Below are 24,085 nucleotides of genomic sequence, written 5' to 3'. Positions count from 1 at the left end.
GTCGATTTTCCTGTCCATAGGTTAACTTTTTTCTCACTTAAGAGTTTTATCTATCCTCATCTTGTGCTTGTTAAAATTTGAAACGCTTCTCTCGTAGGCGCCGTATTATGCTCGAAGTCGTATTTTGCCACTTGGATAAACCAATAGGATGTGGAGGTTGAATGAATGTCTTTTTTTAAGAAAATGTTAGCCAGTGTAGGTGTTGGAGCAGCCAAAGTAAATACAGAATTACATACACCTGAGGTTACGCCTGGAGGAATCATCTCTGGGATCGTCTACATCGAGGGTGGAGACGTGGAACAGAATGTAGACCGAATCTACCTTACGATCAAAACCCATTACATACGGGAGCACAATGATCGAAAAGTAAATGAAACTGCCGTTGTAGCCAAATACTTGCTTACAGAAGGTTTTATTTTACAGCCTGGCGCCAAACTGGAGAAATCCTTCTCCTTTGATCTACCTGAAAATCTCCCAATTACACTGCATCGTGCAGAGGTATGGGTTGAAACGGGCCTCGATATCTCAAGCGCCATGGACCCCTCAGACCGGGACAGACTCCATGTAGTTCCTACAAAAGATATGAATACTGTGCTTGATGCGATTGATCTCCTTGGTTTCAAGCTGCGTGAAGTGACCAATGACTATGCTCCAAAGCTTGGTGGCAATCTTCCATTTGTACAGGAATTTGAATTCGTGCCAACGAGCAAGTTCCGTGGTTATTTGGATGAGCTGGAAGTACTGTTCTACCCGATGGGAGATTCACTTGAACTGTTGCTTCAGATCGACCGCCGCGCACGTGGACTTGGTGGCATTTTCTCGGAGGCGATGGGGACGGATGAGAGCTTTGTCCGACTGCATCTCTACGAGAGACACCTTGCACGGGGTGCGCAGTCGGTTGCCCAAGGTCTGGAAGAAGTCATTTCCAAGCATTTATAATCTATTAATAATAGATACAAAAACAAAAAACAGTTCTCCTACCAACTTCATTGGTATAGAACTGTTTTTTGGCTATGCTTTTCTTTTATTAATAAACAATCAGGAACGCTGTGTCCAGCGCTGTATCCCCGATCGAAGTCCATAGTATGCGGCAGCAAGCAAGAGAAATCCAACAGCAGCGATCAGAATGGAAGTCATATCCCAACGGGCAATGGAACCAAAAGCAACTCTGGACTGCAACGTGCTGGTAGATGAATCAGTGTTCATCATTTCAGGTGTATGATTCAGCGTCATTAACATGCCTTGAATGACATTCCAAGCCATAAAACCCAGTGTGAATAGCAAAGTTACCAACAGGGACTCCATACCTAATCGTTTGTTGATAGTCATCATTTTGCCTCCTCATTTACGGTTTGACAACACTTTGGAAGTTATAAAATTCACTACATCATCTGTCGTTTGCCCATCCGTCTGAATGTACTCTTCAAAGCGTGATCCATGGAATGCTTCGACACACTTAACCGCTTGTTGAAAAGTCCATCCATCAGGCTTATCCCAGCGCTTCAACAATCTCTCATGTAATGTTTCCATGGATGTCATTAGGGTAAAATGAAAAAGGTCAGTATCTATCTCTTTCAGACCTCGATGGATGTAACTGAACTGCTCTGACTTGTAGATGGTCATTGGAACAATCAGATGTTTGTTATACTTCTGCCTGATTTCACGGGCGACTTTCACGGTAAGGACTTTCCACAGCTCCATATCCTGAAAATCGTCCGTTTTCTCCACATCCATTCGGACGTCATCCACAATCACGTTTCTTAACATGTATCCAATCTCTTCTGGATCGTAGATCATGCTGTTCGGAATTAACGGCTGCAGCTTGGTTGCAGCAGAGGTTTTACCCGAGCCAAATGCCCCATTAATCATCACAATCATAGTGAAGTCCTCCTGCGTGTCAGATTGAATTAGACAAGAGGTGCTCCAACTCCTGTTTCAGGCGATCTTTGTTCGTATCCACATATTGATAAAGGAGTTCAAATACCTCTTCATTATCCGATTGCATGCTTAAATTACCCGCTTCCAGCTCAACCCGTTGCAAAACTTCATGGATCTGTTGTCCATGCGTATTCAGGGTCGTCGTTACATCCTGCTCGGAGAGTGCGTTCACATTTTCTCTTAACTGCTCAGGCGTTACACCACTTTCGGATAACATATGCTGGATGTTCTTCAGAATCTCTGCATCAGCATCATTGCCTATGCGCTGCATCGCTTCCGTCGTTTCACCAAGAAAACGCCCACTCAAATTTTCAAGAAAACCAGTAATGCCGCTCATGGATAGCTCTGTATCCAGATCTATGATCAGGATGGTATCTCGCAATACCTGTGGAAGTTCAGGTCCACACTCCCGAATGGTCGCAAATTCCGCGCGATACAGATCCATCGCAACACTCCCCACCACTTCCTCACCTGACATGCTGTCAAACTGATCCAAGGGTAATAATTGCTGCAATTCTTCCTGTAATTTGTTCATCTCTCTGCCTCCTGTATCTCTCTATCTATATAAGTTGGACGAATGATTTCACACAGGTCCACTAAAACGAAACGCCTATACATCATAGCAGAATATGTTATATAAGTTTATCCGATGTAAGTTTGCACCAGATCACTTCCCCGCACACTTTACACGGAATATGGATAAAGTTAACCTTCACTTGACCTTTGGAAAATGATCCGCTGTTATGATCTTCTCATCAAGAGTCTTGGGAGGGGTTATGATGCGCCTGGCCTTGTTCACCGACACCTATGTTCCGGAAACCAATGGTGTTGCCGGTACGCTGCACCGCTTGAGTAATCACTTGAACCGCAAAGGAATTGAGCATCTGTTATTCACACCGCAGTCTGTTATTGAAGGCAACGATGCCGCTCCAGTCCGTTCGGTTACCAACATCCCCTTTTTCCTCTACCCGGAATGTCGTATCGCCTTACCTAATCGAGCATCCATCCATCGGGAGCTAAAGACCTTTCAGCCAGATCTGCTGCATATCGCCACTCCGTTCAATATGGGTCTTTTCGGTCTCAGATATGCGCTCAAGTATCAGCTTCCACATGTCATCTCCTACCATACTCACTTCGATCGGTACCTCGAATACTACAAGTTGAAAAGTGTCATTCCTCTTTACTGGAAGTATATCCAATGGTTCCACCGGGCCTGTGATGCAACATTGACACCGTCTCAGGAGACCTTAAACTCATTGCAATCAAAAGGTATTCAACGTCTGAAGTTATGGTCCCGCGGGATCGATTGCAGCCTGTATTCACCTGATAAACGAAGTTCCGATATCCGTACTCGCTACAATATAACCGCTCCTCTAATTCTACTCTACGTTGGACGAATTGCCCCGGAAAAAGATATCGCTACCCTCACCCTTGCCATGCAGCAGTTGCCAGAACATATGCAAGCCCGTGTACACTGGATCATTGTAGGCGATGGGCCATTGCTCCCCAAAATGCGTATGCAATCCCCACCCAATGTCACCTTTACAGGGTATCTGCATGGTGAAGAGCTTGCTGCTATGTATGCTTCGGCAGATATCTTTGTGTTTCCTTCCTCAACAGAAACATTTGGCAATGTGGTGCTGGAAGCGATGGCTTCGGGATTGCCGGTTCTCGCTGCGAATGGTGGCGGTGTAAAAGACTTGGTCACACATCATCGAAGCGGTGTTCTGTTCAAGCCAGGCCATGCGGATGCATTGATTCGGGAGATATGCCTCTGGGGAGATCATATGGATCAACTGAGGAATATGGGTCTTGAAGGCCGAAAACTTGCTGAACAGCGTTCGTGGGATCACATTTTTGACAGGTTGGTCGGAGATTATGAGGAAGCCATTGAAAATCGGAGAAGACGCACGAAAGATCGAATCATCACAGCTTGATTTTCATTAAATAAACCGAATTGAATAATGGATGATCACTGCTGTTTCAAGACCCGCCTATGGAAGTTTGGATATTCATATCCTTCCTCCTTCCAATGAGGAAATTTATATTCAATACGAGGTATTAAAAAAGAGCGGGGATGGTTAATATCCTCGCTCTTTATAACAGTCGCCTACAGACGTTTACTTTTTCGATCAGAGATAGGTCCCTTTCCCGGTCAAGACGTCTAACATTACACAACGGGTTCAAAGGATATCGTATCTTGCATAATACTCCATTCTACCCTCGGTCTAGCCGCTGCCCCTTCCCCCTTTAGGACATTACCGATCCATATCTCGTCGGTCTCCTGATTCTGCAAAAAGTGCCGGATCGCTGCTTTAATCAGAATGGATGTATGTAAATCCAGCAGCTCATCCAAAGGTATCCAAAATAAATCCCCTTCATCTGATGGAATAAAGGCTCGATGTGCCGTCTCACCAAAATATACAAACTGCTGCCGAACTTCACCGTCACTATACTGCAACAAAACATATCGAAGACGGAAATTATCAATTTCCGCTTGCTTGAACCCCGTCTCTTCTTCAATCTCCCGGTAACTGGCGGTCATTGGTGAATTAAGCTCGCCGTGCTCCAGATGCCCGCCAATACCACCCCAGAACTCAAAATCGAACAGCCTGCTGCCTGCCTTCTTCATCATTAACATGTCGTTGCCATTACTCAAAAATGCGGTAGCCATTTGTCTGATCTCCATGTGCACCTACCTCACTGTTCTGTTATGTAATGTTGTGTTGCTTGAATCTAATCTGAAGATCTCCCCTTAGAGCAGGCCTTTTAATTCACCAAGATGCTCAATAGCATGTAATGGTTTGGTTGTAATGCTGTCCTGCCAAGGCTGATTGACCTTCATCCAGATCGTGCTCATGCCTACTTTTGCCGCTCCTTCAACATCATTGACGGGATGATCTCCAATGTAGATACACTGCTCGGCAGAGAGGTTGAAATGATCCAATGCCAATTTGAAAATACGAGGATCGGGCTTTTTGACTCCAGCCTCTTCCGAAACGATAATATGATCAAAATCATCTCGGATGCCAAGTTGATCGATTTTGCCGTACTGAATCTCGGTTTTACCATTGGTGATTAAACCTGTTTTATATTTTCCTCTTAGATGCTGAACCACTTCTCGCGCCTGCTCCATCAGAACAGCACTTTTCACATACTCTCTGCCATAGAACTCCATAAGCTCCGCGTGAGGTGGATTCTCAGCCCATGGTAATTCATGGAGCAACTCGTTGAACAAGACATCCTTGTCCTTGTAACCATCCTCATCCAGCTCAATAATTCGTTTAAGAATATCATCCGTAGTCTCAAGATGAGCAAAATAAGTGTTGATCAAGCTCTGGCTGAAGCCTTCAAAGGTACTTGTTCTGTTGAGAATCGTATTGTCTAGATCAAAAATAATCGCTTTAATATGATCCATCGTCATACTCCTCCTGTCTGGTCTTAAAAACGTTCTTTCCTTAATAGTTGCTCCAGTTTCCGATTGGTTTCGGCCTGCTCTTGAATTAACCGTTTCGTATTACTTTCTATGCTGATGAGTGTGACCGTCATAATAATTACACAAATGATCCCAATAAACCCCATAATACTACTCACCTCTAACGTAATGTTTATTGTATTCTGTTAGCTGCGACTACCATGAATTATAAACATGCAAACCCAACCATAGATTAGACCAGGGCTGGGTTTAGCTTGTAAAACTCAATTTCATTTCTTCTTTTTGTGATAATGGTAGCCTGTGCAAAGGCCCTTTTGTTTGGATTTCGCGGAACAATTATGTCCACCATTTTTGTCCAGTCTGCCTGGATGGGCATAAGCTGAAGAAGATACACCAATAAGTACGACAAAAGACAAGATTACAATGACAACCTTTTTCATAAGTCACCCTTCGATCACACCCTATGCTTTAGGGCTTAATTCATCCTCCATCATTCTACATTAAAACCCATAATTAGGATATCCTTATTACTCCAAAATTTGCTTATTCTATAATTTTAAACTTCCTCAACGCATGTGTGATGCCATCCTCACTTGCTCGCAGTGTGACATAGTCGGCACTTTGTTTGACGCGTTCTCCTCCGTTTCCCATCGCAATGCCAAGTCCCACATACTCTAGCAAATCAATATCATTTTCACCATCGCCAAAAGCCATTGCTTCCTCTTTCGATATTTTCAGGTGGGCGAGCACTTTTCCTGCCGCTATCGATTTGGATACTTCGTTCTCTTCCAGTACGTTAGACACGTAAGGATGAAACCTCACGAATTTTAATGCAGGGAATCTGGATTGGAATTTCTCCGCTTCGGCTTGATCGGCATATAAACAAATGCAATACACTTCCTGGTCCAAAGAACTGATGCTCAATGGGTACTCCATCAGACCGAGCGTATCTCTCAATGCATCGGTGACACGTACATCCGTTGGGCATAAACCATTCATTTCGAATGACTCTGTAAAATAAGAAATACTGCTGCCGTTCAGCTCGGCAAATTCACTGAATTCTTTAACCATTCGTGCAGAAAGCACCGATTTATGTATCACTTCTTCACCGCACTTGATCAATGCCCCGTTAGCCGAAATCATGGTATCAATCCCGAGTTTTCTGAAATCTCGGCATAAATTGTACGGTCTGCCAGTGACCAGCACGACCTCTATGCCCCTATGAACCAATTTTCGAATGGAATCCTCTGTACTTGGAGAGAGACTTCGATCCTTCTCACTGAGTAGCGTACCGTCCACGTCCATAAATACGATTTTAATCAAAAGGATACCTCCTTAGCTATATCAATTGAACTAAAGCATATTTACACCTGCCACTCCGATGACAGAACAACCTTCCGATCGCTGTTATCCCCAGATTTTTTGATTTCTATTTTCAAAGGGGAAAATACGGGGATAAAGGCGAACGCTTCGCTTCTTCAGGTTTTTTCTGTCCTCTCCGTTCTCTTGTAACTGTTTAGTTCAATTGATATAGAAATTAAAAATTTCAATACAAAAGGCAAGTGCACAGTTAACTTAGTAGTCTTCCTGCACTTGCCTTTACATTAACGGGTCTGGACGTTCTGGCTCCGCTCCATATACCACAGCTGAAACGACTCTACGGCTTCAAGCGGTATATCGTTTAGCGTATGATGCAGAACAGGTTTGGCACGATTCACGGTTTGAATCGAAGCAACTCCAAACCAGCGTTGCAGCAGATTCCGGGTGATCTGTACCTCAATGACTTTTTCTCGCTTGGAGATGTATAGTGTTGAGGTTAATGCACCCGTTCGCAATTGGATAAAGTTCTGATTCAGGACGTATCGTGTATGGAGAAAATCAATTATTCTGCATATGACAATCCACAGTAACAGAATAGCGGAAATCATCCACCATGCCTGATTCTGTCCCAGAATCGGCGGTTTGAAATAAAACAGTAACCCTGTTGCAATGATCCACACCCAGCTTGGTGTCAGCATGCGCAGCCATAATGATTTTCGTGGAAGCTTCTGCATCTCTTGCGTAACCTGATAGGATGGCAAAATCTCCGAGATCATATCGTAAGCTTGCTTCACAGGCAGAAAAGGATAGAGTGAGTTAACTTCCTGGTCGGATTCTCCCACACCACCTGCTGTCGTAAGTTCCACTTCTGCCAATCCTAGCAGTCTTTTCATCGGAGACTGTGTGATTTTCACCGCCTGTACTCGTTCTTTCAGGATCGAAAATGCGGTCTGTTCCAACATACCCTTCGTAATGTAGATACGTTTGCGATCAGAGGAGATTTGGAAATCACCATACTTCACAAAGGTTCTGACAATACCTAACATAATGGAAACAGCAATAAGTCCTGTAATGATCAATGCGGTAATCCACCATGTATCCAGCCACGTTAATAGGATGCTCTCCGTCACTTTTTCATCGGGAAAGAAATCTTTCACCGACGAATAGAGCGATCCCAGAATCGGAATAAGTACCAGAAAGCTGAGCGAGGTAAATGAAGCTTTGAGTATATCCTTTCGGGTGGACTGGTAATGAACAATCCGTTCAAGTTCCTCTTTTACAGGCGATGGGATATCTTCTTCCAGTGTTACGTGTTCAGGTGGTGTCACTGTTTCTCCATTTGGTTCTACAGCATCACTGACGATATTCGCTTCCGACATATGCCCTGCTACAACCTTTTCAAGCCGATCCGATTCTGAAAGTGAAACGACTTGCAGCTGAAAAGTAGCATCGTCTCCCTTGATACCCGTCTCAAAACGAATGGATGTGACTCGGAACAAACGATGAAACAGCGACGTATGCCGGTTCACGTTCTGAATTTTGGTATAGGGAATCGTTCTTCTTGTGCGATTGAACACCCCACTGTAGATCTGAAAAGCCTTATCATCTGCGGTATAACGTAGTGTAAACCAACTCCAGATGATGCTTATCACACTAAACGCGATAGCCACATAAAAGACGATTCTGCCATACATAATCCACGTGGACGCCGAGCCATGACGGAGAATAAATAAAAAAACGATAAATGCAAAAGAATTTTTCACCAGTTTCCACAAACTCCAGAGCATGGCTAACGGGTGTTGTCTTTTCATCTCGTTCATTCATCCACCTCATTAATCCTTGCATAGGACGCAATCTGATTACGCAGTTCAAGCGCCACTTCCTCTGGCAGCGCCGGGATCGTATGAGATGAACCCATCGTGCCAACCGATACAGAATATAGTCCATATTTTCTCAAAAGAGGACCTTGGTTCGTCGTGACGGATTGTACTTTGGCCATGGGAACGATCTGATGTACCTTTTTCAAAGCCCCATGTTTCAATTGCAAGAACTCCTCATTCGCATCGTAATACCAGTGCTTGTATAACAATGAAGGCCGGATAAAAACCTCCCACACCGCATACAGCACTGATATGGCAGTCACTCCCCACAGCAACCAACCAATCCACGCCCTCCATCCAAAGACGGAATCCAGAATCAGCAGTGCTGCAAGCACAATCAACCCTATTCCGTTCGATATAATCGCACTGATTCTCCATGTGGTTATGGCATCCGGCGATAAACGTTGCTCGGGTGTACTCTGTATGTACTGCATATCTTCACTCCTTTTTCTTACTGTACGAAGAATAGTCCTCTATCGATGCAGAAAGATTGACTTAGTAAAAGAGATGACCCCTGTTCAGTACAGGTCGTCATCTCTTAGTCATTTATTGCAGCAAAATCCTTCACATTACATAACCACACCATATGGTCCGTGCCTTCACCCCAGTAGTTCTTTGCCACAGCATAGGGTTCTCCAAACTTCCGCTGCCATTTCTTCTGGGCCATCCGGTATCCACTATCCAGGCAAAATTGCGTAATCTCACGTCTCTGAAGTTCAGTAGCCAAGGCGTGAATGAGAACAGAGCCAATTCCCCGGCCCTGATCCTCTGGCAGAACGTACAGACTACCCAATTCCCCTACGTAGTTCAGTTGGTGGTCGGTGCATTCTTGAATCTCCTCGCCGCAAGGTCCATACGAAATAGTGCCTACGACGGTATCTTCCCTTTTGGCCAGCAAGAAGAAAACATTCGATTCCTGTTTGTTGTCAGGATGCAAAGCTGAGTAAAGCAACGCTTTTTTGTGTTCAATTTCATCGCGTATGTCTTTGTGCAGGGAACCCAGCCCTTCCTGTGTAAATGCATTCGTTATGGATGTCTCGAATACCCGCCAGGCACCCGCCATATCCGATGCTGTTAAAGGTTGAATGGTAATCAGGTGACTCATATGACCGTCTCTCCGTTTCAATAGATATATAAATTAAACCAAAGAATATTTACACTTGCCACTCCGATGACAGAACAACCTTCCGATCGCTGTTATCCCCAGATTTTTATGATTCCTATTTTCAAAGGATAAAATCCAGGGATAAAGGCGAAGCTGATGCTTCCGATGCAGCTTTCTTTCAGAAAGCTTTTAGCTTCGCTTCTTTAGGTTTTTTCTGTCCTCTCCGTTATCGTGTAATTTTTTGTTGAACCTATATAGTAAACTGACTTACCGATGGTAATCTGTAATCTTCTGTGTCAGTCCGTATGACTTTGAATCAGTTTCCTCACTCGGTTTGCATCCTCTATGGGTATGCTGTATCCTACGTGGGTATCCTCGTGGTTAACCAGAAGGGCTGACTGCTTGGGATCTTTGCCTATGGAAAAATCATACTGGGTTAAGGACCCATCGGCATCTGTTAAGATCATCTTGTACTCCGCGCTATAATCAAGACTTCCCGCTATGCGCTCCGCTTTGTTTATAGCCTCGATTACGATTCCAATCTCAACCGGATCTTTGAATTCCACATCCTCACACGCTTCAATCGTGAAGTTGGGGTTGCAGGTTAATGTAATGAGCGAAGGCAGAGCTTCTTTCGGATTAGAATTATTTCCATTGGTAGGATTGCAGCCTGCAAGGAGTACCGCGAAGAGAACTAAGAGAATCCCTGCTTTATTCATTAGCATATATACCTCCCGGCTCAACTAAACACATAGTACTCACTCTCTAAGCAATCATCTGTATCTAGCTCTAGATGCTTATGCTCGCATGCTGCAGCTCGGTGTCCCATCCTTGGAGCAGGACTTTTAAACGCTGTGCAGTATCGGCCACGAAAGCACTTATCTTTACGTCCGTAATGAATTTGGGGACTATACCCGGTGTTCAACCCTGCACTCGCTCTGTTTGTATCCTGTCAAATAACTGCTCCAAATCCGTATGAAGATCCGGCTGTTCGTTAACGAGCAGGCTTATGTATTCCGACCCGCATTCATAGAAAACAAGACGATTAAACGGAGCTGAATCCCCCATATGATTGATTTCCAGTCCCAATTTCTCCCGAATTCGATTCTCCAGATAGCGCGCGTAACCTTCGTTCCATTCCAGCCAGTTGAAGTACTCACCTTGTTCTTCACTCAAAGAACTGAACAGGGCCACTCTCGCCTCTTTCACTTGCAAGAGATCCTTACTCTTCAAGGCTGATAGCAACGAAGTGATCCGCTGGACAACCGTCTCATTGTCATAAGGAAACTCATAATCTAGTTCCCATGTTACACGTTTGATTTGCTCCATCTTACGTTTGATCTCAAGACGGTCACCAATGTCGGTATACTGCTCATAAACGTAACAATGGACAAACTCATGAAAGAGGTAGACTTTCTGCTCAAAATTTTGGAATGCCGCATCCGTCACCACTGCGCACATCCGCCCACCCATATGATGCACCGGGAACGCTGCAAGGCACTCATCGGGAATGTTCAGGTCATCCGGAACAGTTTTTACCCATTCATATTGCTGCGTTTTGGACGAATAATCATACATATATAACAAAGATTCAAATGCCACAACAACGGGATAATACTCTGCGAATAAGGGATGTATACTGACCAAATCTTTTTGAAGCTCCTGCAATTCGTTGATTTGCTCTAAAAAAGTATCCATGTCATTTACCCTCTCTTTAGTTGAATGATGAGTTAATCATATCAATAGAACAACAATAAAACACTGAGAGAAAAATGATAATTCTATTGTTGAGTGATATTTCTACAGCTTAGAACCGTTCTCCTCGTTTCTCATATAGATAAATGTCCAACGCCTGAATTCCGCGTTTAGCAAGATTGATAAATAAAATGAGGGCATATACACCCAAACCGAATAACACCAAGTTAAATAAAACTGCGAATGTTGAAATGAATGAAAAGCTCTTCAAAATTCCTCCTTTTTTATCAACGTACTGAATTCATAATTCATATGATCATCATGATTGATAAATAGTTCAATTTATTAATTCACCAAACTATTTTAGCATATTTTACCTCCATTTACTTTCTCCAATCAAATTCCTCATTCTTGATAGAGTGAATTCTAATCATTAAATTCAAAAAGTCTTCCCCCGAACATCCGGCAGGAAGACTCTACTTAAGACTTATTTTATTGGATACGTTCACCGCTTACCACATGCCAGTGTTGATGCTTCGAATCCTGGTAAGTGCCCAGGTTGGTTACGATTTTGGAAGAACCCGTCTGGACAACCATGTCCGCAGCAACCTTTTTGATAACGCGCATGATCTCCAGTAATAGTTCATCATTATTAGCTTCTTCCTGTGAAATGAACGATTGGATATGGATCTTTGGAATAACAACAATATGATGCTTGTAGTATGGTCGGGTATGATGATAAGCCAGCACCTTGTCTGTTTCCATGACGATATTTACTTTGGTATTACCACTAAGCACTTCATCACAATAAAAATCCTGTGTCATATACGATCTCCTTTCACTACTTAGTTAATATATCCCGCTTTTTTCAGCACATATTCCGTGAACGGATTAATCTCTAGGATGGGCATACTCAGATCAAAATAACGCAGTTCCAGTCCTTCATCATCCATGACCGTTGGTTTGCCCTGAATTTCTGTAGCTTCATAGACTGCCATGACATTATACACTTCATCTCCATGCGGATACTTGTAATACATGTCCTGACCAGAGAAAACGGTAATGAGTTTATAGGCACCCGCTCTCAGTCCGGCTTCCTCATATAATTCACGGGCAGCAGCTTCCTCCAAAGATTCTCCCGGTTCCAATGATCCGCCAAGGGTTCCCCAATCCAGGCTATCTGTACGTCTTTGCAACAGCAGATGGCCCTGCTCATTGAAGACCAACACACATGAACCAGCCATGATTAGAGGGCGTGAACCCACCAGCTTTCTCAACTCCATGATATATCCCATAAAGATTTTCCCCCGTCTGTAATCAGATAAGTTCAACAACGTGTCTCTAAGACTTGGATTTAGTCAAGATTCCCTTGTCTACGGAATTTTGGATAATCTGCTGTGCGTACGTCCACAATGTTTTGGAACCGTTCTCAATCTCACGATTTCTATTTAACACCTGTTCACTTGTTATATTGTATTTCTGCCACGTATCTCCCTCATTCTGATGATTGTGGATCAACGGCTGCAACCGATCCATCGACGAGGCAAACTGCGCTTCATTGGTCTCCTTTGCCTCAAACTCCAGCCATAGGTTCAACAGTTCTTCGGCTTGTTCCTCAGGTAAAATCCCAAATAGTCGATGCGCAGCCTTGATCTCTCGGTCATATTTATCCGCATGTCCTACCGTATCGTAGGCAAATGTATCTCCGGCATCGATCTCAACGAGGTCATGAACAAGAAGCATCTTAATGACTTTGAGAATATCCACCTCCTTGTTGGAATGACTCTGCAAAATCAAGGCCATCATCGCCAGATGCCATGAATGCTCCGCATCATTTTCAAGTCTGTCACCATGGATGATTCTCGTTTTTCGTTCAATCGTTTTCAGTTTATCAATCTCAATAAGAAATTGAATCTGCTCCTGTAATGATTCGTTCATTTAAGTCTCCTTTCAGCATTTTTTTTCCAAACCCCTCAAGAGAGATTGTACCAGTAAACTCTGTAATCAAAGTTCAGAGACATACCCACACCCTCTGCCAAACGTATTGAACCTGCATTATCTGGGGAACAGTCCCAATACGGATGAATACCTTTAATCCTGCATTCTTCTACAAATGCTTGCGCTACCCGTGCACCGTAATTCCTTCTCTTGTATGCTTCGATAGTTTCAATATCAATTGCATGCCACTGATCTGATATAAACGCCGAAAAGCAAACACTCGCGATATCCTCGCCTTGTACTGCAATGTATCCAAAGCCATGTTCCAAGAACTCATCCATGTTATCCCAAAAGCGTGAGACTTTGTCCTTTAGAAAAGATAGATTGTTGAACTTCCCAGCTTTCAGTAATGCCTCGTCTAATTTGAGAAGCCTGACAACCTCATTCTGAGAAACATACCCTTCATGAATACCCGGATGACTTAGATGTTCAGTCATACCTTGGTCTGAATCCAATGTGAATACATGCTGAATATCGCTATGGAGCTCTTTATTCACGGCCATATGATGAAGCACATCTTCCCAGCTTTCATCCGCCACACCTACCTCGACTGTGTGGATATTTAATCTTGATAACTCAGGTTCTATGTGTTCTTTCATGAAATCTTCCAATTCATTCAGGAAGGGTTCACTTCGAGCGTCTCCGACCAACTGAAAACCGTTTTGTCCCTTCACCCAAATTAACGCTGCTGTGATATTTGCTGCATCATCAACGTAGATTCGGCCAGGATTCAACCCAGATACCACGGCCTTCACCTCAATATTTCTGTATAAGTCCGTGAAGTGCCTCAACTTACAGAATTCATGCTTATTAAGCTCGCTAATCATCAGTTCATTCCCTCCAGAACGACACTCAGGAAATACTCACGATGATCCGGATGACAGGCAATCAGATATGGCTCTGAATTCATGCCTTCAAAGGGAATACCTTCAAAATCCATAACAATGGCACCTGCTTCTTTCGCCATTAATATACCTGAATACAAATCGTCTCCTTCCGAATTGTAGAGCACAATACCGTCAATATCCCCCTTTGCTAACATGCACCACTGTATGGTTGGAGCCCATAATCGCATCATTCGTTTGAAACGAACATCCAGATGTTGACGTAGCCGTACAGCCTTCTCCTCATTTTGCACCTGATGCCCCTGGATCCAGCCAATGGTCCCTTTATGAATCTGCTCTTTCTTTTGAACTTTCATGGGGTTCTGATTACAACTCGCCCCATTCCCACGTGATGCCACAAACAAACGATCCACCAGAGGTTCGTAAATAACTCCGAGGACGGGTTCTAAACGATACAATAATGTAATGGAAACGGAAAATATCGGTAGGCCAATGGCAAAGTTGTTTGTTCCGTCTAACGGATCAATCATCCACAGCCAGTCACTCTTCTGTCCGTTATGGCCCCGCTCTTCACTATGGATCTCATGATCGGGAAAACGAATGCTAATTTCATCACATATTATCCGCTCTGCTTCATGATCTACTTCCGTAACAACATCACCAAAGATGCCCTTCTCCACTGCACAGGTGATCTGATCAAAATGCTCTTTAGCAACCTCTCCTGCTTTTCGAATGACTCTCTCCGCAAGGTCTTGAGCTAAACGAATGGTTTGTTCGATGACCATCACTCCGTTCGGTTACTTGATAGTCTTTCCGTATTTCCCTTTTTCTTTTGTTATTAAAGCTTTTCTTTATATGCATATTTCATAGATCCGAGTCTCTTCATCATCGAGCAAATATCCTTTACCGATATACGCCCAGTTATTTTTTTCATAATAGTCCGTCAAATCCGTACATAAATACAGCTTGTCGTAACCCTTCGTCTTCACCTCATTGATCGCATGATTCTGTAGTTGCCCACCAAGGTTCTTGCCTCGGTATTCTGGATCAACATGAAGGCACGCAAACCACGGGAACAGATCCTGGCGGCTATTCAAATCACTCCTTAACAGAGCATATCCTCCAACAATCCTGTCCCCATCCAACAGTACATAAAATCGGGGTACATCACTCTCGGTTTCCACGGAACGCTCAATGCAATCCCGGTAAAAATGATAACTTGATTCCGAGCCCCACTGCTTCCAAAAGTATTGTACAGCTGTCTGCAGCATGTCCGGCTTTTGCCGAATATCAACTATCTCAAACATCACAGTCTACCTTCCTTATTATGTTCTTGTATATTTTTGTGGTAATAGCTGCCCAATCGTTGTTTTAGAATAACCCTCTTCTCCCTGCAAGATGACCTGTGTGTCCTTCCCATAATCACTAATCAGTTCTCTGCAAATACCGCAAGGAGATACCACATCTAACTGGATTTCCGCTCCGTTCGGTGCATCATTAGGATCAACTTCGGGATGTCTTACGGCCACGATCGTTTCGAATTCATGTTCCCCTTCCGAAATGGCTTTACCTATAGCAATCGCTTCCGCGCATACTGAGACACGACCGATATAGGCTTCCAGATGTACCGCCGTAAATATTTTTCCAGATCGAGTTCGTACTGCTGCCCCAACGTGATGCTTGCCCTCCTGATACAAACGCAAAATTACGTTCTTTGCTGCTTCAATCAGTTCCAGATCCTCTGTCGTTATAGTCATCATGATGTCTCCTTTATTAATAGATCCTTTATTGTGCGGTATCGCACCTACCCTTTAAGCTTTGCTTTGCTTTGCTTTGCTTTGTTCTACTCAACCTTGTCCTTCATCGCTTTCCACGTCATGCTCCAAACCAGACTCCGCCAAACCTTTTATTTCATCCAACATGTACTTCGCATAATCCAGAAGTAAATCATCACTTAGATTCACGCTCTCCAGCTCTCCGTTATATTTTGCTAGACATTGTGAGATGACTTCTTTGTACTTCGGTAAAATATGAATGAGTGCCCACTCGCCTGCTTCTCGCTTGGAGTATATAACCGACTCTTTCACATACAATAGAACACGTGATAGGTTCAAAACATAGTAGACAGGATTCTCCGTTATTTCTTCCATAGCTGAACCAACGTCAGATGTAATAGAGGCCAACATATATTCACGTTTTACGGGCTGGAATAACTCCTTAATCGGTTTGCCGACAAGCACAATTCCACGGTCAACAATAACGGCCAGGTGTGCTACCAGATCCGGATCTTCGTATCCACCGCAAAGATATTGATCATCAGTTCTATACTTTTCCCGGTGATACCCCGAGTAATGAAACTCAAATGGAGTCGGAAACGTCAGTTTAGCAACCGTAGACTCCAAAACAATACTAAGTTCAAATCCTGTGACAATATGCATTTCATCTTCGGTCTGCATCAATCTCTTCGCAATCCTTCGATAGGTATCAGCAGACAGCTGCTCCCGGCATACCACCATAATATCGATATCGCTTTGATTAGGAAGGAAGCACCCCATAGCCATGGACCCGTGCAAATAAATTCCTACCAAAGAGTCCGAACATTCTTCTTGTAACAAATGAGAAACTGTATGTAATACCGCCTGTTCATCCACCTAAACCCTCTCCTTCATTTACGTTGTTACGTATTCAACTCCACTTTCATTTCTTCCACAAAAACAGCCGTGCCTCGTATTCTGACATCCATGTCCTGTCCATTTCTGACCACACTGACATGAACTTTCCCATCTCTGCCAATCTCATGCCCTTGCTCCACAACAAAATGAGTCTGATCCATTCCAGAATTCATATACTCCAAATAATAGGCACCCATCACACCGGATGCTGTTCCCGTAACCGGATCCTCCGTAGTTCCCGAAAAGGGCGAGGAAAAATGTCTGGCATGCATTAGCGCATCTGAATCGCGGGTTTCCTGAGTAAAGGGATGCAAAGAAGCTTTCGAATTTTCAACTAATATCTCAGGGAATAGAGAAGAATCCGGTTTCATTTGTTGGAAAGAAGTCAGTTTACGAATCGGTATCAACAAAGTCCAGGCGCCTGTACTTCCATAGACGATGGGTGTGGATAGATCAATATCATCCGTGGTTAGATTTATGGAATTTGCCAGCTTCTCTATGTCACCTTGGAATGGCATGAAACGGGGTTGATCCTGCTTCATCTCAATGTTGATCGTATCGCCATCCTGCTGGAACTGAATCGGCAATATGCCTACATTAGTCTCAATGGTGATCGACTGTTTATCCTCCAGTAGCCCTCTAGTCTTTAACCCATACATGGATGCCATTGTTGCATGGCCACACAGATTAATCTCATGACCCGGTGTGAAATACCGTAATCTAACGTCTGCAACTACTGAACTCATCACGAAGACCGTTTCATTAAAGCCGACTTTATGCGCAATCTGCTGCATCGCTTCTTCACTGAGCGAATCGGCATGAAAGACGACTCCAGCCGGATTTCCTTTACCAGGAACCGTCGAAAAAGCATCATAATGATATACAGTGATTTCACTCATTGTAGACCCACCTTATTTTCAGTTTATACGATATGCATCGCCATATGACTCTACCACTTCACCATTGATAATAATCCCGCTACCATCTTTGCAAGCATAGATTGTTGTAGAGTTGGCACGCGCGTAATCTCGTAATGATTCCAGAGCTTCTTCCGTTCCATCCCAATGTGGTGAAAATTCAAAATCAACGAGCGCCAGAGCCTGCTTGTCCATTAATCCAACATGGTTCTCGTCTGCATCTTTACCATATCCGGCCATTTCAATCGTTGGTGTAGTTAGAATACTGCCTGCGCTAACACCAATCAGAATGCCACCTTTAAGCACATAGGAACGCAACAATCCCATTGCATTTCTCTTCTGCAATAAACTTAGAAAATAAAATGTATTCCCTCCAGATAAATGAATCGCGTCGGTTTCAAAAATCGTATTGAATCTGTTTTCCTCATATTCTAGGTCTAGATCATAATAATCAATTGATTTGATTCCCAGTTGATTATAGTAACGTCTCGTATGCTCGAAATAGTTCCGTCCCGGGTCGGAACACGAAGGCACATAACCGATGGAAGGCTGGTCAGAGTTGAACAAACTCAATATCCTCTGATTTAGTTCGTGGTTAGATTCGAAATATAAGTCACTTAACAAAACCAGCTTGGTCATTTGAATTTCTCCCTTTCTTAATCTCCAGATTACTTAATACATCTGCCCATTAATATACCTTCTATGACTTGAAGATGCGTCCTGAGCCCACAATTCCAACTCGATTCTACTAACCAAAAATTGATCTTGAACCTTGATGAAAGGAAACATTTTCCCTTCAAAGAAACCCGATGCCGAGAAACTTCCTTGTTCAGCCTTAATAATGTCCATCACCTGTTCTTTAGTCATACTCAGATACTCCGCCGTTTCTTGGATCGTCATTAATGTTTTATTATTGTTCGGCACATCCTGTTCCACTACCTGAGCCGATTCACTAGCTCTCCACTGATTTGATAGCAACAGGCAGCCAACTATGAACGATATTCCCAGAATAACACTGGCTAGTAAAATAGAGTTCGGAATGGATTTCATTGTTTGGGAGTCTCCCACTCTGTATTAAGCAATCCTCTACCAATATTCCATTGGGCAAGCAATGCCCGCTGTCTATTTTCCAAATCAAGATATGGCGCTGCAACACAGGATAGTGTGTCGAACAGATGGATAAAATGAGGGCCCTCCTTAAAACGTCTAAGCCCGCCATACCCTTCATCATCCGCTGCCCATACAATCTTCTTAATTCCCGACATTAATATAGTGCCTGAACACATGGGACAAGGTTCACAGGTGGAGTAGAGGGTCAGGTCATTCTTCGTGTATCGCTTCTTACTTACATCCAGCAAATGTTGCCCTGCCTGACGGATAGCATCGACTTCAGCGTGTGCGGTGGGATCACATTCAGAGAAGACTCGGTTTCTTCCTTTACTCACTACATCCCCATCCATATCCACAATTATCGCTCCAATCGGATAGGTTCCTTCTATTAGCGCCTGATCTGCCTCTTCCAGAGCCAAAACTAAATATTCATAATCCGATAATCTCACGGAAAATCCCCCTTAGTGTAGTATTGACCGCTTACAAAATAAAGTCTTGGTTCTTCAAACTATTCCGAGAAAAGGGTTCATGTCCAATGTCCCCTCTTCTCTATTACAGATCTCTAATCGTGTAATGACCCGACTCACCGAGAAAATCACTTCGGGTTAACCCCTGCTCTCCAAGAAAAGCTCTATAATTTGTTATCGTACCATCATGTGAAATGATAAAAGTTCTTCCGCTCTGCTCTCTGCACCATTGAATTAGCTGTCCAGCATAAGCCTCAAATAGATGTTCTTCCGTTCGATTAATCCCATCCAACCAGCAATCAAGTTCAAAATCAAGAATTCGCAGCCCCGTATACTGAGCATTTAATTCGTCTTTCGAATAGATTTGATCACAGCGCAGAACGGGGAACTCCGGATTTTGAGGAAACATTCTAGGGCCAACGAGAGGACAGACTGTCAGTTTAGCTCTTGATGTTAAGAGGGATGCCGTTTCTATTGTTCGTTTCGTAGGACTCACCAACACTATGTCTTCTGGTAAGATTTTAATCTGATTTCGTAATTCAGTGGCCTGCCTCTTTCCTTGTTCAGTAAGTCCCGGATGCAACTGGTTTAGCTGATGAGGATAATGAAGCAAATGTTCAGCGTGACCATGACGAATAAATGTGAGATCCATAAGCTCCTCCTATTTCGTTGCCTCAAGAAATAACATAAAAATAAACCTCCGTTATGTATTGTATTGCCGTGCTAAGAAATCTTGTACTTGTACTTTAGTATCTCAAAGTGAAACTTTCAGGATCTTCTCCAGTTCCTCCTGACAAGCAGCGCGGTTATATTCCGAATTGTCCAGCCAGTGTTTGTCCATCTTCAGTAACTGATAAATCTCGGTCTCCAACTCTTTTCTTGCCTGAAGAACCTTCACCGTGCCCTCAACACCGTGATATCCTTTCGCGAGTCCCCATCCTTGATTTGTGTAGTATTGTATGAATCCATCTGACCATTCCTTGGGTCTTTCCTGGATTGCCTTGTCAAAGGTGTGCGCAAGATCCTGTTGATGTACATAAATTAATAGCGGATTTAATAGTTGAACGATGCGCTCCAATTCCAAAACATATTGCACGTTTTCTTCTCTGGATTGATTGTATTTCACCATACCTATGGTCAGTGGATTTTGAATGAAACAACATTCGAATATGGTGATGGAATCATCATCCGCACTTATCACGCTTTCGGTAAAACTCCGCCATTTTTCGGTGATCAGCTTCACATTTTGATCAAAAGGCAGTTCGTAAATATCTTTGCTAAATATCTCCTGCACCACATGATCGGGGAAATCCACTCCGAATTCCTCTTTCATTTTGCGATAAGGAATCAGAAAACCCCCTTGATAGGCTGTTGCTCTGCTCTCCAATATATGTTTACACGTCTCCTGAGCATCCACCAAAGATCTGAACTCTTCAACAGAATAAAAGGCCACACCATCATAATCAGCAGGGTGATCCAGATTCCCTTGCTGGATGAGTTGCACCTTTTTGCCTTGCTCAGTCAGAATCTCGGAAACCATCTTGGCAATCGTCGACTTTCCTGAACCCGGTAATCCCTCAATAAGTATCAATTGTTTTGTCATGATTTCATCACCCTTAACTTCTTTTCATTCAGTCGTTGTTAATCGATGTCTGCAAAGATCCACTTCGCAGCATCGCCATCCGCTTTCTTTTTCCTAAACACCATGCTAGAGCTGGCCTCCTCCTCGTTCTCTCTTAATTCAGTAACCATCACAAGTGCTTCATAAAGCTTCTTTTGCTCTCGAATGTTGATATCACTCATAGAGATGATCTTGCGAACTTTAAAACCTGAAAATCCTGAGACTGGCATGCCCGAGACTGGCGATTGTGGATCAAAAAGGCTCATATAGCCCTTCTCATCCTCTTCCCACATATAACGCATGCGATCGTTCATCAGTTTGACGATTTCCAGTTCATCACCTGTGTACTTCGTTTCATCAAGGTAAACAGGAGGGATGCCTTTGTCTTTTTTGGGTGCTTCTGCTTCATCGTCCTTCTGCTCGATTGCTTCATCAGTAACGCTTTCCGTCACAGGAATCGTTGGTTTCTGTACAGCTTCATGGGTTGTTTTATCCTGACAGGCGATTAAGAACAGAAATAATAACGACAACACGGTTAACTTTTTCATATCCAAGCCTCCAACATATGCACAACTTCGCCAAGATCTTTGCACTCATAATCCGGTGTAATCTGTTGCGGTTTGAGTTTTCCTTTTCGATTCAACCAGATAGCCTTAATTCCCGCATTTTGCGCTCCTTGTACATCACTTACCAGAGAATCGCCTATATGGATCACCTCATCTCGCTGCAAACCATACCTGTTGATCGCTTCATCAAACATCTCTGACCTTGGTTTATAAGAACGAACATCCTCACTGGTAATCACTCCGGCCACTTCAATGTTATGTGCCTTCATTGCAGCTTTCACGTCATCAGTATCGATATTGGACAGGATATATACTGGAATTTTAAGAGAATGAAGGAAGGGAATTGAATCAGCAAATATGCCAGGGTTACGCCAATGTGCCAACTGTTCCTGATTAAGCGACTCAGCTTGTAGCTCCGATTTGAAATGGAGAAGCGTTTCTGCCAGAGATTGCACATTCAGCATTCTTTGCGTGGTGAACTGGCTGCCATGGCTTGCATAAAACAACGTTGAAAAAGCCTTCCACCAGTAAGCACCGATCTCATCCGTTGTACATTCCACCTGCGCTGTCGCTTGAACTTGTTTATAAATCACAGGAAGAATGTCATCATCTTCATGAACAACTGTCCCATAGAAATCAAGGAAAATGGCTTTCATTCTATTCCTCCCACTGGAATAATCTCAATTCCCAAAAAACTTCCTATGTATGTTAAATTTTCTCTGTAGGTACATCATAACCCATAATGTGGAATTTGCGAATGAACCAAATAACGTAATCCTCCCCCTCCTTACGGATTTTGCTCAACACAAAAACCACGATGCTCTGCATGTTTTCATCATACAAAGAAGCGTGGTATATCGATAAAGCCTTTACAACTTCCAACATCATAGAACAGAAACCAACTATCTTTTAAAGAACATGTTCATTACACCAATGGCTTTAATGTTGATCTCATTACCCTCAGCATCCATAAAAGTCTCATTATACGTAGTAAAGATTCCCACATGCTGTATATGTCCGCTTCTGAAATTAAGACTTCTTTCCTGGCCGTTCGTGATCTGTGTATACGTCGTTTCATTGATGTCGTAGGAGACATGTATACCATACTCGCTTTCCAGCCATGTATAGAAATCTGTTCTGGATGGATTGGTAATAATCATAATGACAACTAAAATGACAAGACTCATAACTAGTATTTTACGGATCAAGTTCGGTTCATAACCAAATCTATTCTTCATCTTTTTCATTCCGTATCTTTGTTATCATTTCAAGCTTTTTAGCCAATACCCAGCCACTTAATCCATATGATGATGTAATGACAAAGTACAAATATTCCCCCTCGATCAACTTGGTTTCCAGTTCTTCATCAGTTTCATACATGATAGGCCAGCCCTGACCTTTCCCTTTCTCCAACAAATCGCGATTGTAACTAATAAAACAATCCAAACCAACGTCGTCAATATCGAAGATAATGCTGCCTTGCAACGGTGTATCAAACGAATGTGCCAATACATCCGAGAAAAGGATATCCGTATCATCATGCAATTCAGGATGATGCGAACGGGTACGCATCCTAATCTTCTCATTCTCCAAATCGACTTCGTAACTTAATATGATGTTATCATGCACACTTGGCATTTTATGACCCCTTTCAAAGTTCCATTTTAACTCATTGGTTGCTCTGCTTATAATCTGTTAAGCAACTGCCCATCAAACCATACATCCTCATAATCTTCTGCAATCACAAACCGCCATCCCGGCGCAAGTCCGAGGTACTTCTTAATTTTTGGGTCCCAGTCATCGATGTGTGTTACATGTAAAGGTACAAAAAAATCATCTGCATCCGAGTAATTTTCTGCCCAAATATACCATCCGGTTGTATCTCCATCGGGCTTAATACGCATTCCATGGATCGGTTCCAACTTCTCTTTGACGTTCCAGGCGATTCCGATCTTATGGTGCAGTTCACTGGGTACATAGTCTGCGCTATATTTCTGGCACATCTGAATCTGTTCCTGGATGGATGCAGCATTTGTCATCATTGATCATCTCATTTCTCACATGTTGGATATAGCTAAGGTATTTCATAATATTTTTTATAGGTAGAGACCCACTCCTCTTTGGAAAAATCAACAAAATCATATGGCTCACACTGTCTAAGATAATTCAACTGCTCTCCCGCTGAGTCCTCGAGATTCTGCTCCAGATAAGTCACTGTCTTCTCATAACCGGCACCACACAGAAGCTGCACATTAATATAACTGCCCGTATCCTGATTCTTGCGTTTTGCCTGCCAGATCAGCCCAGTGTCCTCTACATTTCCTATGCAGAATAACATAATACATAAGGTTTTGAGATACTCATGATCCACTGCTTCTTGATTCTCAATCTCTTGCTGCAACAACTCTCTGATTTGCTTCCTATGTCTGGTATCTGGATCTAAACCGTACAACTCCAAGATCTCTTCTTCGTTCATTTTAGTACCCCTTGCCTACTTCAGAATATTGTTTAATTC

The 24,085-nt window shown here is 43.1% G+C and carries 35 protein-coding genes; 2 read left to right on the top strand and 33 right to left on the bottom strand.

Annotation, left to right across the window (positions count from 1 at the left end):
* Positions 1–165: 165 nt before the first annotated feature.
* Complete coding sequence (locus tag BLS14_RS23915) at positions 166–939, top strand: sporulation protein (protein ID WP_090954345.1); 774 nt, start codon at positions 166–168, stop codon at positions 937–939.
* Positions 940–1,038: 99 nt separating this feature from the next.
* Here the strand turns inward: BLS14_RS23915 and BLS14_RS23910 are convergent, their stop codons facing one another.
* Genes BLS14_RS23910 through BLS14_RS23900 form a run of 3 tightly spaced genes read right to left on the bottom strand, consistent with a single transcriptional unit; the run spans position 1,039 to position 2,473 of the window.
* Positions 1,039–1,329: a hypothetical protein gene (locus BLS14_RS23910; protein WP_090954341.1), complete on the bottom strand. Its 291-nt coding sequence runs from the start codon at positions 1,327–1,329 to the stop codon at positions 1,039–1,041.
* A gap of 12 nt (positions 1,330–1,341) precedes the next feature.
* Positions 1,342–1,878, bottom strand: coding sequence for a tunicamycin resistance protein (locus BLS14_RS23905; RefSeq protein ID WP_090954339.1), 537 nt, complete (start codon positions 1,876–1,878; stop codon positions 1,342–1,344).
* A 19-nt stretch (positions 1,879–1,897) separates the two neighbouring features.
* Positions 1,898–2,473, bottom strand: a complete 576-nt coding sequence (locus BLS14_RS23900; protein WP_090808513.1) for a DMP19 family protein — start codon at positions 2,471–2,473, stop codon at positions 1,898–1,900.
* Between the two features lie 241 nt (positions 2,474–2,714).
* Between BLS14_RS23900 and BLS14_RS23895 the strand changes: the two genes are divergently transcribed.
* Positions 2,715–3,875: a glycosyltransferase family 4 protein gene (locus BLS14_RS23895; RefSeq protein WP_256336653.1), complete on the top strand. Its 1,161-nt coding sequence runs from the start codon at positions 2,715–2,717 to the stop codon at positions 3,873–3,875.
* 233 nt (positions 3,876–4,108) lie between these two features.
* Here the strand turns inward: BLS14_RS23895 and BLS14_RS23890 are convergent, their stop codons facing one another.
* The 30 genes from BLS14_RS23890 to BLS14_RS23745 form a co-directional block, all read right to left on the bottom strand.
* Positions 4,109–4,627: an NUDIX domain-containing protein gene (locus BLS14_RS23890; protein ID WP_256336652.1), complete on the bottom strand. Its 519-nt coding sequence runs from the start codon at positions 4,625–4,627 to the stop codon at positions 4,109–4,111.
* Between the two features lie 66 nt (positions 4,628–4,693).
* Positions 4,694–5,356 (bottom strand): HAD family hydrolase, encoded by a 663-nt coding sequence (locus tag BLS14_RS23885; RefSeq protein WP_090954332.1) that lies wholly within the window; start codon positions 5,354–5,356, stop codon positions 4,694–4,696.
* Positions 5,357–5,643: 287 nt separating this feature from the next.
* Positions 5,644–5,814, bottom strand: a complete 171-nt coding sequence (locus BLS14_RS23880) for a YHYH domain-containing protein (protein WP_094030628.1) — start codon at positions 5,812–5,814, stop codon at positions 5,644–5,646.
* Between the two features lie 103 nt (positions 5,815–5,917).
* Positions 5,918–6,697, bottom strand: a complete 780-nt coding sequence (locus tag BLS14_RS23875; protein WP_090954330.1) for a Cof-type HAD-IIB family hydrolase — start codon at positions 6,695–6,697, stop codon at positions 5,918–5,920.
* Between the two features lie 281 nt (positions 6,698–6,978).
* Positions 6,979–8,514 (bottom strand): PH domain-containing protein, encoded by a 1,536-nt coding sequence (locus BLS14_RS23870; RefSeq protein ID WP_090954328.1) that lies wholly within the window; start codon positions 8,512–8,514, stop codon positions 6,979–6,981.
* The gene (locus tag BLS14_RS23865; protein WP_090954326.1) at positions 8,511–9,008 is read right to left on the bottom strand and encodes a PH domain-containing protein; all 498 of its coding nucleotides are present in this window, start codon (positions 9,006–9,008) and stop codon (positions 8,511–8,513) included. Before BLS14_RS23865 ends, BLS14_RS23870 begins: the two co-directional genes overlap by 4 nt.
* Before the next feature lie 104 nt (positions 9,009–9,112).
* Positions 9,113–9,679, bottom strand: coding sequence for a GNAT family N-acetyltransferase (locus BLS14_RS23860; protein ID WP_090954324.1), 567 nt, complete (start codon positions 9,677–9,679; stop codon positions 9,113–9,115).
* A gap of 296 nt (positions 9,680–9,975) precedes the next feature.
* Positions 9,976–10,398 (bottom strand): hypothetical protein, encoded by a 423-nt coding sequence (locus BLS14_RS23855; protein ID WP_143021582.1) that lies wholly within the window; start codon positions 10,396–10,398, stop codon positions 9,976–9,978.
* Between the two features lie 202 nt (positions 10,399–10,600).
* A complete protein-coding gene (locus BLS14_RS23850) occupies positions 10,601–11,377 on the bottom strand; it encodes a hypothetical protein (RefSeq protein WP_090954320.1) in 777 nt (258 codons plus the stop codon).
* Positions 11,378–11,866: 489 nt separating this feature from the next.
* On the bottom strand, positions 11,867–12,199 hold the full coding sequence (locus tag BLS14_RS23845) for an HIT domain-containing protein (RefSeq protein ID WP_072734123.1): 333 nt from the start codon (positions 12,197–12,199) through the stop codon (positions 11,867–11,869).
* A gap of 20 nt (positions 12,200–12,219) precedes the next feature.
* Positions 12,220–12,669 carry an NUDIX hydrolase gene (locus tag BLS14_RS23840; RefSeq protein WP_090954318.1) on the bottom strand — a complete coding sequence of 150 codons (450 nt, stop codon included), beginning with the start codon at positions 12,667–12,669 and terminating at the stop codon, positions 12,220–12,222.
* Positions 12,670–12,715: 46 nt separating this feature from the next.
* Positions 12,716–13,312 carry an HD domain-containing protein gene (locus tag BLS14_RS23835; RefSeq protein WP_090954316.1) on the bottom strand — a complete coding sequence of 199 codons (597 nt, stop codon included), beginning with the start codon at positions 13,310–13,312 and terminating at the stop codon, positions 12,716–12,718.
* A gap of 35 nt (positions 13,313–13,347) precedes the next feature.
* On the bottom strand, positions 13,348–14,199 hold the full coding sequence (locus tag BLS14_RS23830; RefSeq protein ID WP_090954314.1) for a GNAT family N-acetyltransferase: 852 nt from the start codon (positions 14,197–14,199) through the stop codon (positions 13,348–13,350).
* Positions 14,199–14,996 (bottom strand): inositol monophosphatase family protein, encoded by a 798-nt coding sequence (locus BLS14_RS23825; protein ID WP_090954552.1) that lies wholly within the window; start codon positions 14,994–14,996, stop codon positions 14,199–14,201. The genes BLS14_RS23830 and BLS14_RS23825 overlap by 1 nt, the downstream gene beginning before the upstream one ends.
* A 72-nt stretch (positions 14,997–15,068) precedes the next feature.
* On the bottom strand, positions 15,069–15,524 hold the full coding sequence (locus BLS14_RS23820) for a GNAT family N-acetyltransferase (RefSeq protein ID WP_090954312.1): 456 nt from the start codon (positions 15,522–15,524) through the stop codon (positions 15,069–15,071).
* Between the two features lie 18 nt (positions 15,525–15,542).
* A complete protein-coding gene (locus BLS14_RS23815; RefSeq protein WP_064639657.1) occupies positions 15,543–15,977 on the bottom strand; it encodes a cytidine deaminase in 435 nt (144 codons plus the stop codon).
* An 87-nt stretch (positions 15,978–16,064) separates the two neighbouring features.
* Positions 16,065–16,868 carry an aminoglycoside adenylyltransferase domain-containing protein gene (locus BLS14_RS23810; RefSeq protein WP_090954311.1) on the bottom strand — a complete coding sequence of 268 codons (804 nt, stop codon included), beginning with the start codon at positions 16,866–16,868 and terminating at the stop codon, positions 16,065–16,067.
* Positions 16,869–16,894: 26 nt separating this feature from the next.
* Positions 16,895–17,788 carry a PhzF family phenazine biosynthesis protein gene (locus BLS14_RS23805; RefSeq protein WP_090954309.1) on the bottom strand — a complete coding sequence of 298 codons (894 nt, stop codon included), beginning with the start codon at positions 17,786–17,788 and terminating at the stop codon, positions 16,895–16,897.
* 18 nt (positions 17,789–17,806) lie between these two features.
* Positions 17,807–18,445 (bottom strand): Type 1 glutamine amidotransferase-like domain-containing protein, encoded by a 639-nt coding sequence (locus tag BLS14_RS23800; RefSeq protein WP_090954307.1) that lies wholly within the window; start codon positions 18,443–18,445, stop codon positions 17,807–17,809.
* A 33-nt stretch (positions 18,446–18,478) separates the two neighbouring features.
* The gene (locus BLS14_RS23795) at positions 18,479–18,856 is read right to left on the bottom strand and encodes a MerR family transcriptional regulator (RefSeq protein WP_090808484.1); all 378 of its coding nucleotides are present in this window, start codon (positions 18,854–18,856) and stop codon (positions 18,479–18,481) included.
* Positions 18,853–19,365 (bottom strand): nucleoside deaminase, encoded by a 513-nt coding sequence (locus BLS14_RS23790; protein WP_079696447.1) that lies wholly within the window; start codon positions 19,363–19,365, stop codon positions 18,853–18,855. Before BLS14_RS23790 ends, BLS14_RS23795 begins: the two co-directional genes overlap by 4 nt.
* 103 nt (positions 19,366–19,468) lie before the next feature.
* Positions 19,469–20,035 carry a histidine phosphatase family protein gene (locus tag BLS14_RS23785; protein ID WP_090954305.1) on the bottom strand — a complete coding sequence of 189 codons (567 nt, stop codon included), beginning with the start codon at positions 20,033–20,035 and terminating at the stop codon, positions 19,469–19,471.
* 102 nt (positions 20,036–20,137) lie between these two features.
* Positions 20,138–20,986 (bottom strand): adenylyl-sulfate kinase, encoded by an 849-nt coding sequence (locus BLS14_RS23780; RefSeq protein ID WP_090954303.1) that lies wholly within the window; start codon positions 20,984–20,986, stop codon positions 20,138–20,140.
* A gap of 38 nt (positions 20,987–21,024) precedes the next feature.
* Positions 21,025–21,552, bottom strand: coding sequence for a hypothetical protein (locus BLS14_RS23775; protein WP_072734136.1), 528 nt, complete (start codon positions 21,550–21,552; stop codon positions 21,025–21,027).
* Positions 21,549–22,226 (bottom strand): HAD family hydrolase, encoded by a 678-nt coding sequence (locus BLS14_RS23770; protein WP_076290034.1) that lies wholly within the window; start codon positions 22,224–22,226, stop codon positions 21,549–21,551. Before BLS14_RS23770 ends, BLS14_RS23775 begins: the two co-directional genes overlap by 4 nt.
* 52 nt (positions 22,227–22,278) lie before the next feature.
* A complete protein-coding gene (locus tag BLS14_RS32745; protein WP_176854730.1) occupies positions 22,279–22,455 on the bottom strand; it encodes a hypothetical protein in 177 nt (58 codons plus the stop codon).
* Positions 22,456–22,472: 17 nt separating this feature from the next.
* A complete protein-coding gene (locus tag BLS14_RS23760) occupies positions 22,473–22,808 on the bottom strand; it encodes a hypothetical protein (RefSeq protein ID WP_090808476.1) in 336 nt (111 codons plus the stop codon).
* The gene (locus BLS14_RS23755) at positions 22,798–23,208 is read right to left on the bottom strand and encodes a hypothetical protein (RefSeq protein ID WP_072734139.1); all 411 of its coding nucleotides are present in this window, start codon (positions 23,206–23,208) and stop codon (positions 22,798–22,800) included. Before BLS14_RS23755 ends, BLS14_RS23760 begins: the two co-directional genes overlap by 11 nt.
* Before the next feature lie 47 nt (positions 23,209–23,255).
* Positions 23,256–23,612 (bottom strand): immunity protein Imm33 domain-containing protein, encoded by a 357-nt coding sequence (locus tag BLS14_RS23750; RefSeq protein ID WP_256336651.1) that lies wholly within the window; start codon positions 23,610–23,612, stop codon positions 23,256–23,258.
* Positions 23,613–23,644: 32 nt separating this feature from the next.
* Positions 23,645–24,046 (bottom strand): hypothetical protein, encoded by a 402-nt coding sequence (locus tag BLS14_RS23745; RefSeq protein ID WP_090954299.1) that lies wholly within the window; start codon positions 24,044–24,046, stop codon positions 23,645–23,647.
* Positions 24,047–24,085 lie beyond the last annotated feature (39 nt).

It is taken from the genome of Paenibacillus sp. OK060, assembly GCF_900101205.1.
Classification (GTDB): domain Bacteria; phylum Bacillota; class Bacilli; order Paenibacillales; family Paenibacillaceae; genus Paenibacillus; species Paenibacillus marchantiae.
Note: the sequence above shows the minus strand (reverse complement) of the source record. Positions and strands in the feature narration are given on the sequence as shown.

Bases quoted from the DNA above. Each gene is read 5' to 3' on its own strand.
- BLS14_RS23915 (WP_090954345.1), top strand. From the start codon at position 166: ATGTCTTTTTTTAAGAAAATGTTAGCCAGTGTAGGTGTTGGAGCAGCC.
- BLS14_RS23910 (WP_090954341.1), bottom strand. From the start codon at position 1,329: ATGACTATCAACAAACGATTAGGTATGGAGTCCCTGTTGGTAACTTTG.
- BLS14_RS23905 (WP_090954339.1), bottom strand. From the start codon at position 1,878: ATGATTGTGATGATTAATGGGGCATTTGGCTCGGGTAAAACCTCTGCT.
- BLS14_RS23900 (WP_090808513.1), bottom strand. From the start codon at position 2,473: ATGAACAAATTACAGGAAGAATTGCAGCAATTATTACCCTTGGATCAG.
- BLS14_RS23895 (WP_256336653.1), top strand. From the start codon at position 2,715: ATGATGCGCCTGGCCTTGTTCACCGACACCTATGTTCCGGAAACCAAT.
- BLS14_RS23890 (WP_256336652.1), bottom strand. From the start codon at position 4,627: ATGGAGATCAGACAAATGGCTACCGCATTTTTGAGTAATGGCAACGAC.
- BLS14_RS23885 (WP_090954332.1), bottom strand. From the start codon at position 5,356: ATGGATCATATTAAAGCGATTATTTTTGATCTAGACAATACGATTCTC.
- BLS14_RS23880 (WP_094030628.1), bottom strand. From the start codon at position 5,814: ATGAAAAAGGTTGTCATTGTAATCTTGTCTTTTGTCGTACTTATTGGT.
- BLS14_RS23870 (WP_090954328.1), bottom strand. From the start codon at position 8,514: ATGAACGAGATGAAAAGACAACACCCGTTAGCCATGCTCTGGAGTTTG.
- BLS14_RS23865 (WP_090954326.1), bottom strand. From the start codon at position 9,008: ATGCAGTACATACAGAGTACACCCGAGCAACGTTTATCGCCGGATGCC.
- BLS14_RS23860 (WP_090954324.1), bottom strand. From the start codon at position 9,679: ATGAGTCACCTGATTACCATTCAACCTTTAACAGCATCGGATATGGCG.
- BLS14_RS23855 (WP_143021582.1), bottom strand. From the start codon at position 10,398: ATGAATAAAGCAGGGATTCTCTTAGTTCTCTTCGCGGTACTCCTTGCA.
- BLS14_RS23850 (WP_090954320.1), bottom strand. From the start codon at position 11,377: ATGGATACTTTTTTAGAGCAAATCAACGAATTGCAGGAGCTTCAAAAA.
- BLS14_RS23845 (WP_072734123.1), bottom strand. From the start codon at position 12,199: ATGACACAGGATTTTTATTGTGATGAAGTGCTTAGTGGTAATACCAAA.
- BLS14_RS23840 (WP_090954318.1), bottom strand. From the start codon at position 12,669: ATGGGATATATCATGGAGTTGAGAAAGCTGGTGGGTTCACGCCCTCTA.
- BLS14_RS23835 (WP_090954316.1), bottom strand. From the start codon at position 13,312: ATGAACGAATCATTACAGGAGCAGATTCAATTTCTTATTGAGATTGAT.
- BLS14_RS23830 (WP_090954314.1), bottom strand. From the start codon at position 14,199: ATGATTAGCGAGCTTAATAAGCATGAATTCTGTAAGTTGAGGCACTTC.
- BLS14_RS23820 (WP_090954312.1), bottom strand. From the start codon at position 15,524: ATGTTTGAGATAGTTGATATTCGGCAAAAGCCGGACATGCTGCAGACA.
- BLS14_RS23815 (WP_064639657.1), bottom strand. From the start codon at position 15,977: ATGATGACTATAACGACAGAGGATCTGGAACTGATTGAAGCAGCAAAG.
- BLS14_RS23805 (WP_090954309.1), bottom strand. From the start codon at position 17,788: ATGAGTGAAATCACTGTATATCATTATGATGCTTTTTCGACGGTTCCT.
- BLS14_RS23800 (WP_090954307.1), bottom strand. From the start codon at position 18,445: ATGACCAAGCTGGTTTTGTTAAGTGACTTATATTTCGAATCTAACCAC.
- BLS14_RS23795 (WP_090808484.1), bottom strand. From the start codon at position 18,856: ATGAAATCCATTCCGAACTCTATTTTACTAGCCAGTGTTATTCTGGGA.
- BLS14_RS23785 (WP_090954305.1), bottom strand. From the start codon at position 20,035: ATGGATCTCACATTTATTCGTCATGGTCACGCTGAACATTTGCTTCAT.
- BLS14_RS23780 (WP_090954303.1), bottom strand. From the start codon at position 20,986: ATGACAAAACAATTGATACTTATTGAGGGATTACCGGGTTCAGGAAAG.
- BLS14_RS23775 (WP_072734136.1), bottom strand. From the start codon at position 21,552: ATGAAAAAGTTAACCGTGTTGTCGTTATTATTTCTGTTCTTAATCGCC.
- BLS14_RS23770 (WP_076290034.1), bottom strand. From the start codon at position 22,226: ATGAAAGCCATTTTCCTTGATTTCTATGGGACAGTTGTTCATGAAGAT.
- BLS14_RS32745 (WP_176854730.1), bottom strand. From the start codon at position 22,455: ATGTTGGAAGTTGTAAAGGCTTTATCGATATACCACGCTTCTTTGTAT.
- BLS14_RS23760 (WP_090808476.1), bottom strand. From the start codon at position 22,808: ATGAAGAATAGATTTGGTTATGAACCGAACTTGATCCGTAAAATACTA.
- BLS14_RS23755 (WP_072734139.1), bottom strand. From the start codon at position 23,208: ATGCCAAGTGTGCATGATAACATCATATTAAGTTACGAAGTCGATTTG.
- BLS14_RS23750 (WP_256336651.1), bottom strand. From the start codon at position 23,612: ATGATGACAAATGCTGCATCCATCCAGGAACAGATTCAGATGTGCCAG.
- BLS14_RS23745 (WP_090954299.1), bottom strand. From the start codon at position 24,046: ATGAACGAAGAAGAGATCTTGGAGTTGTACGGTTTAGATCCAGATACC.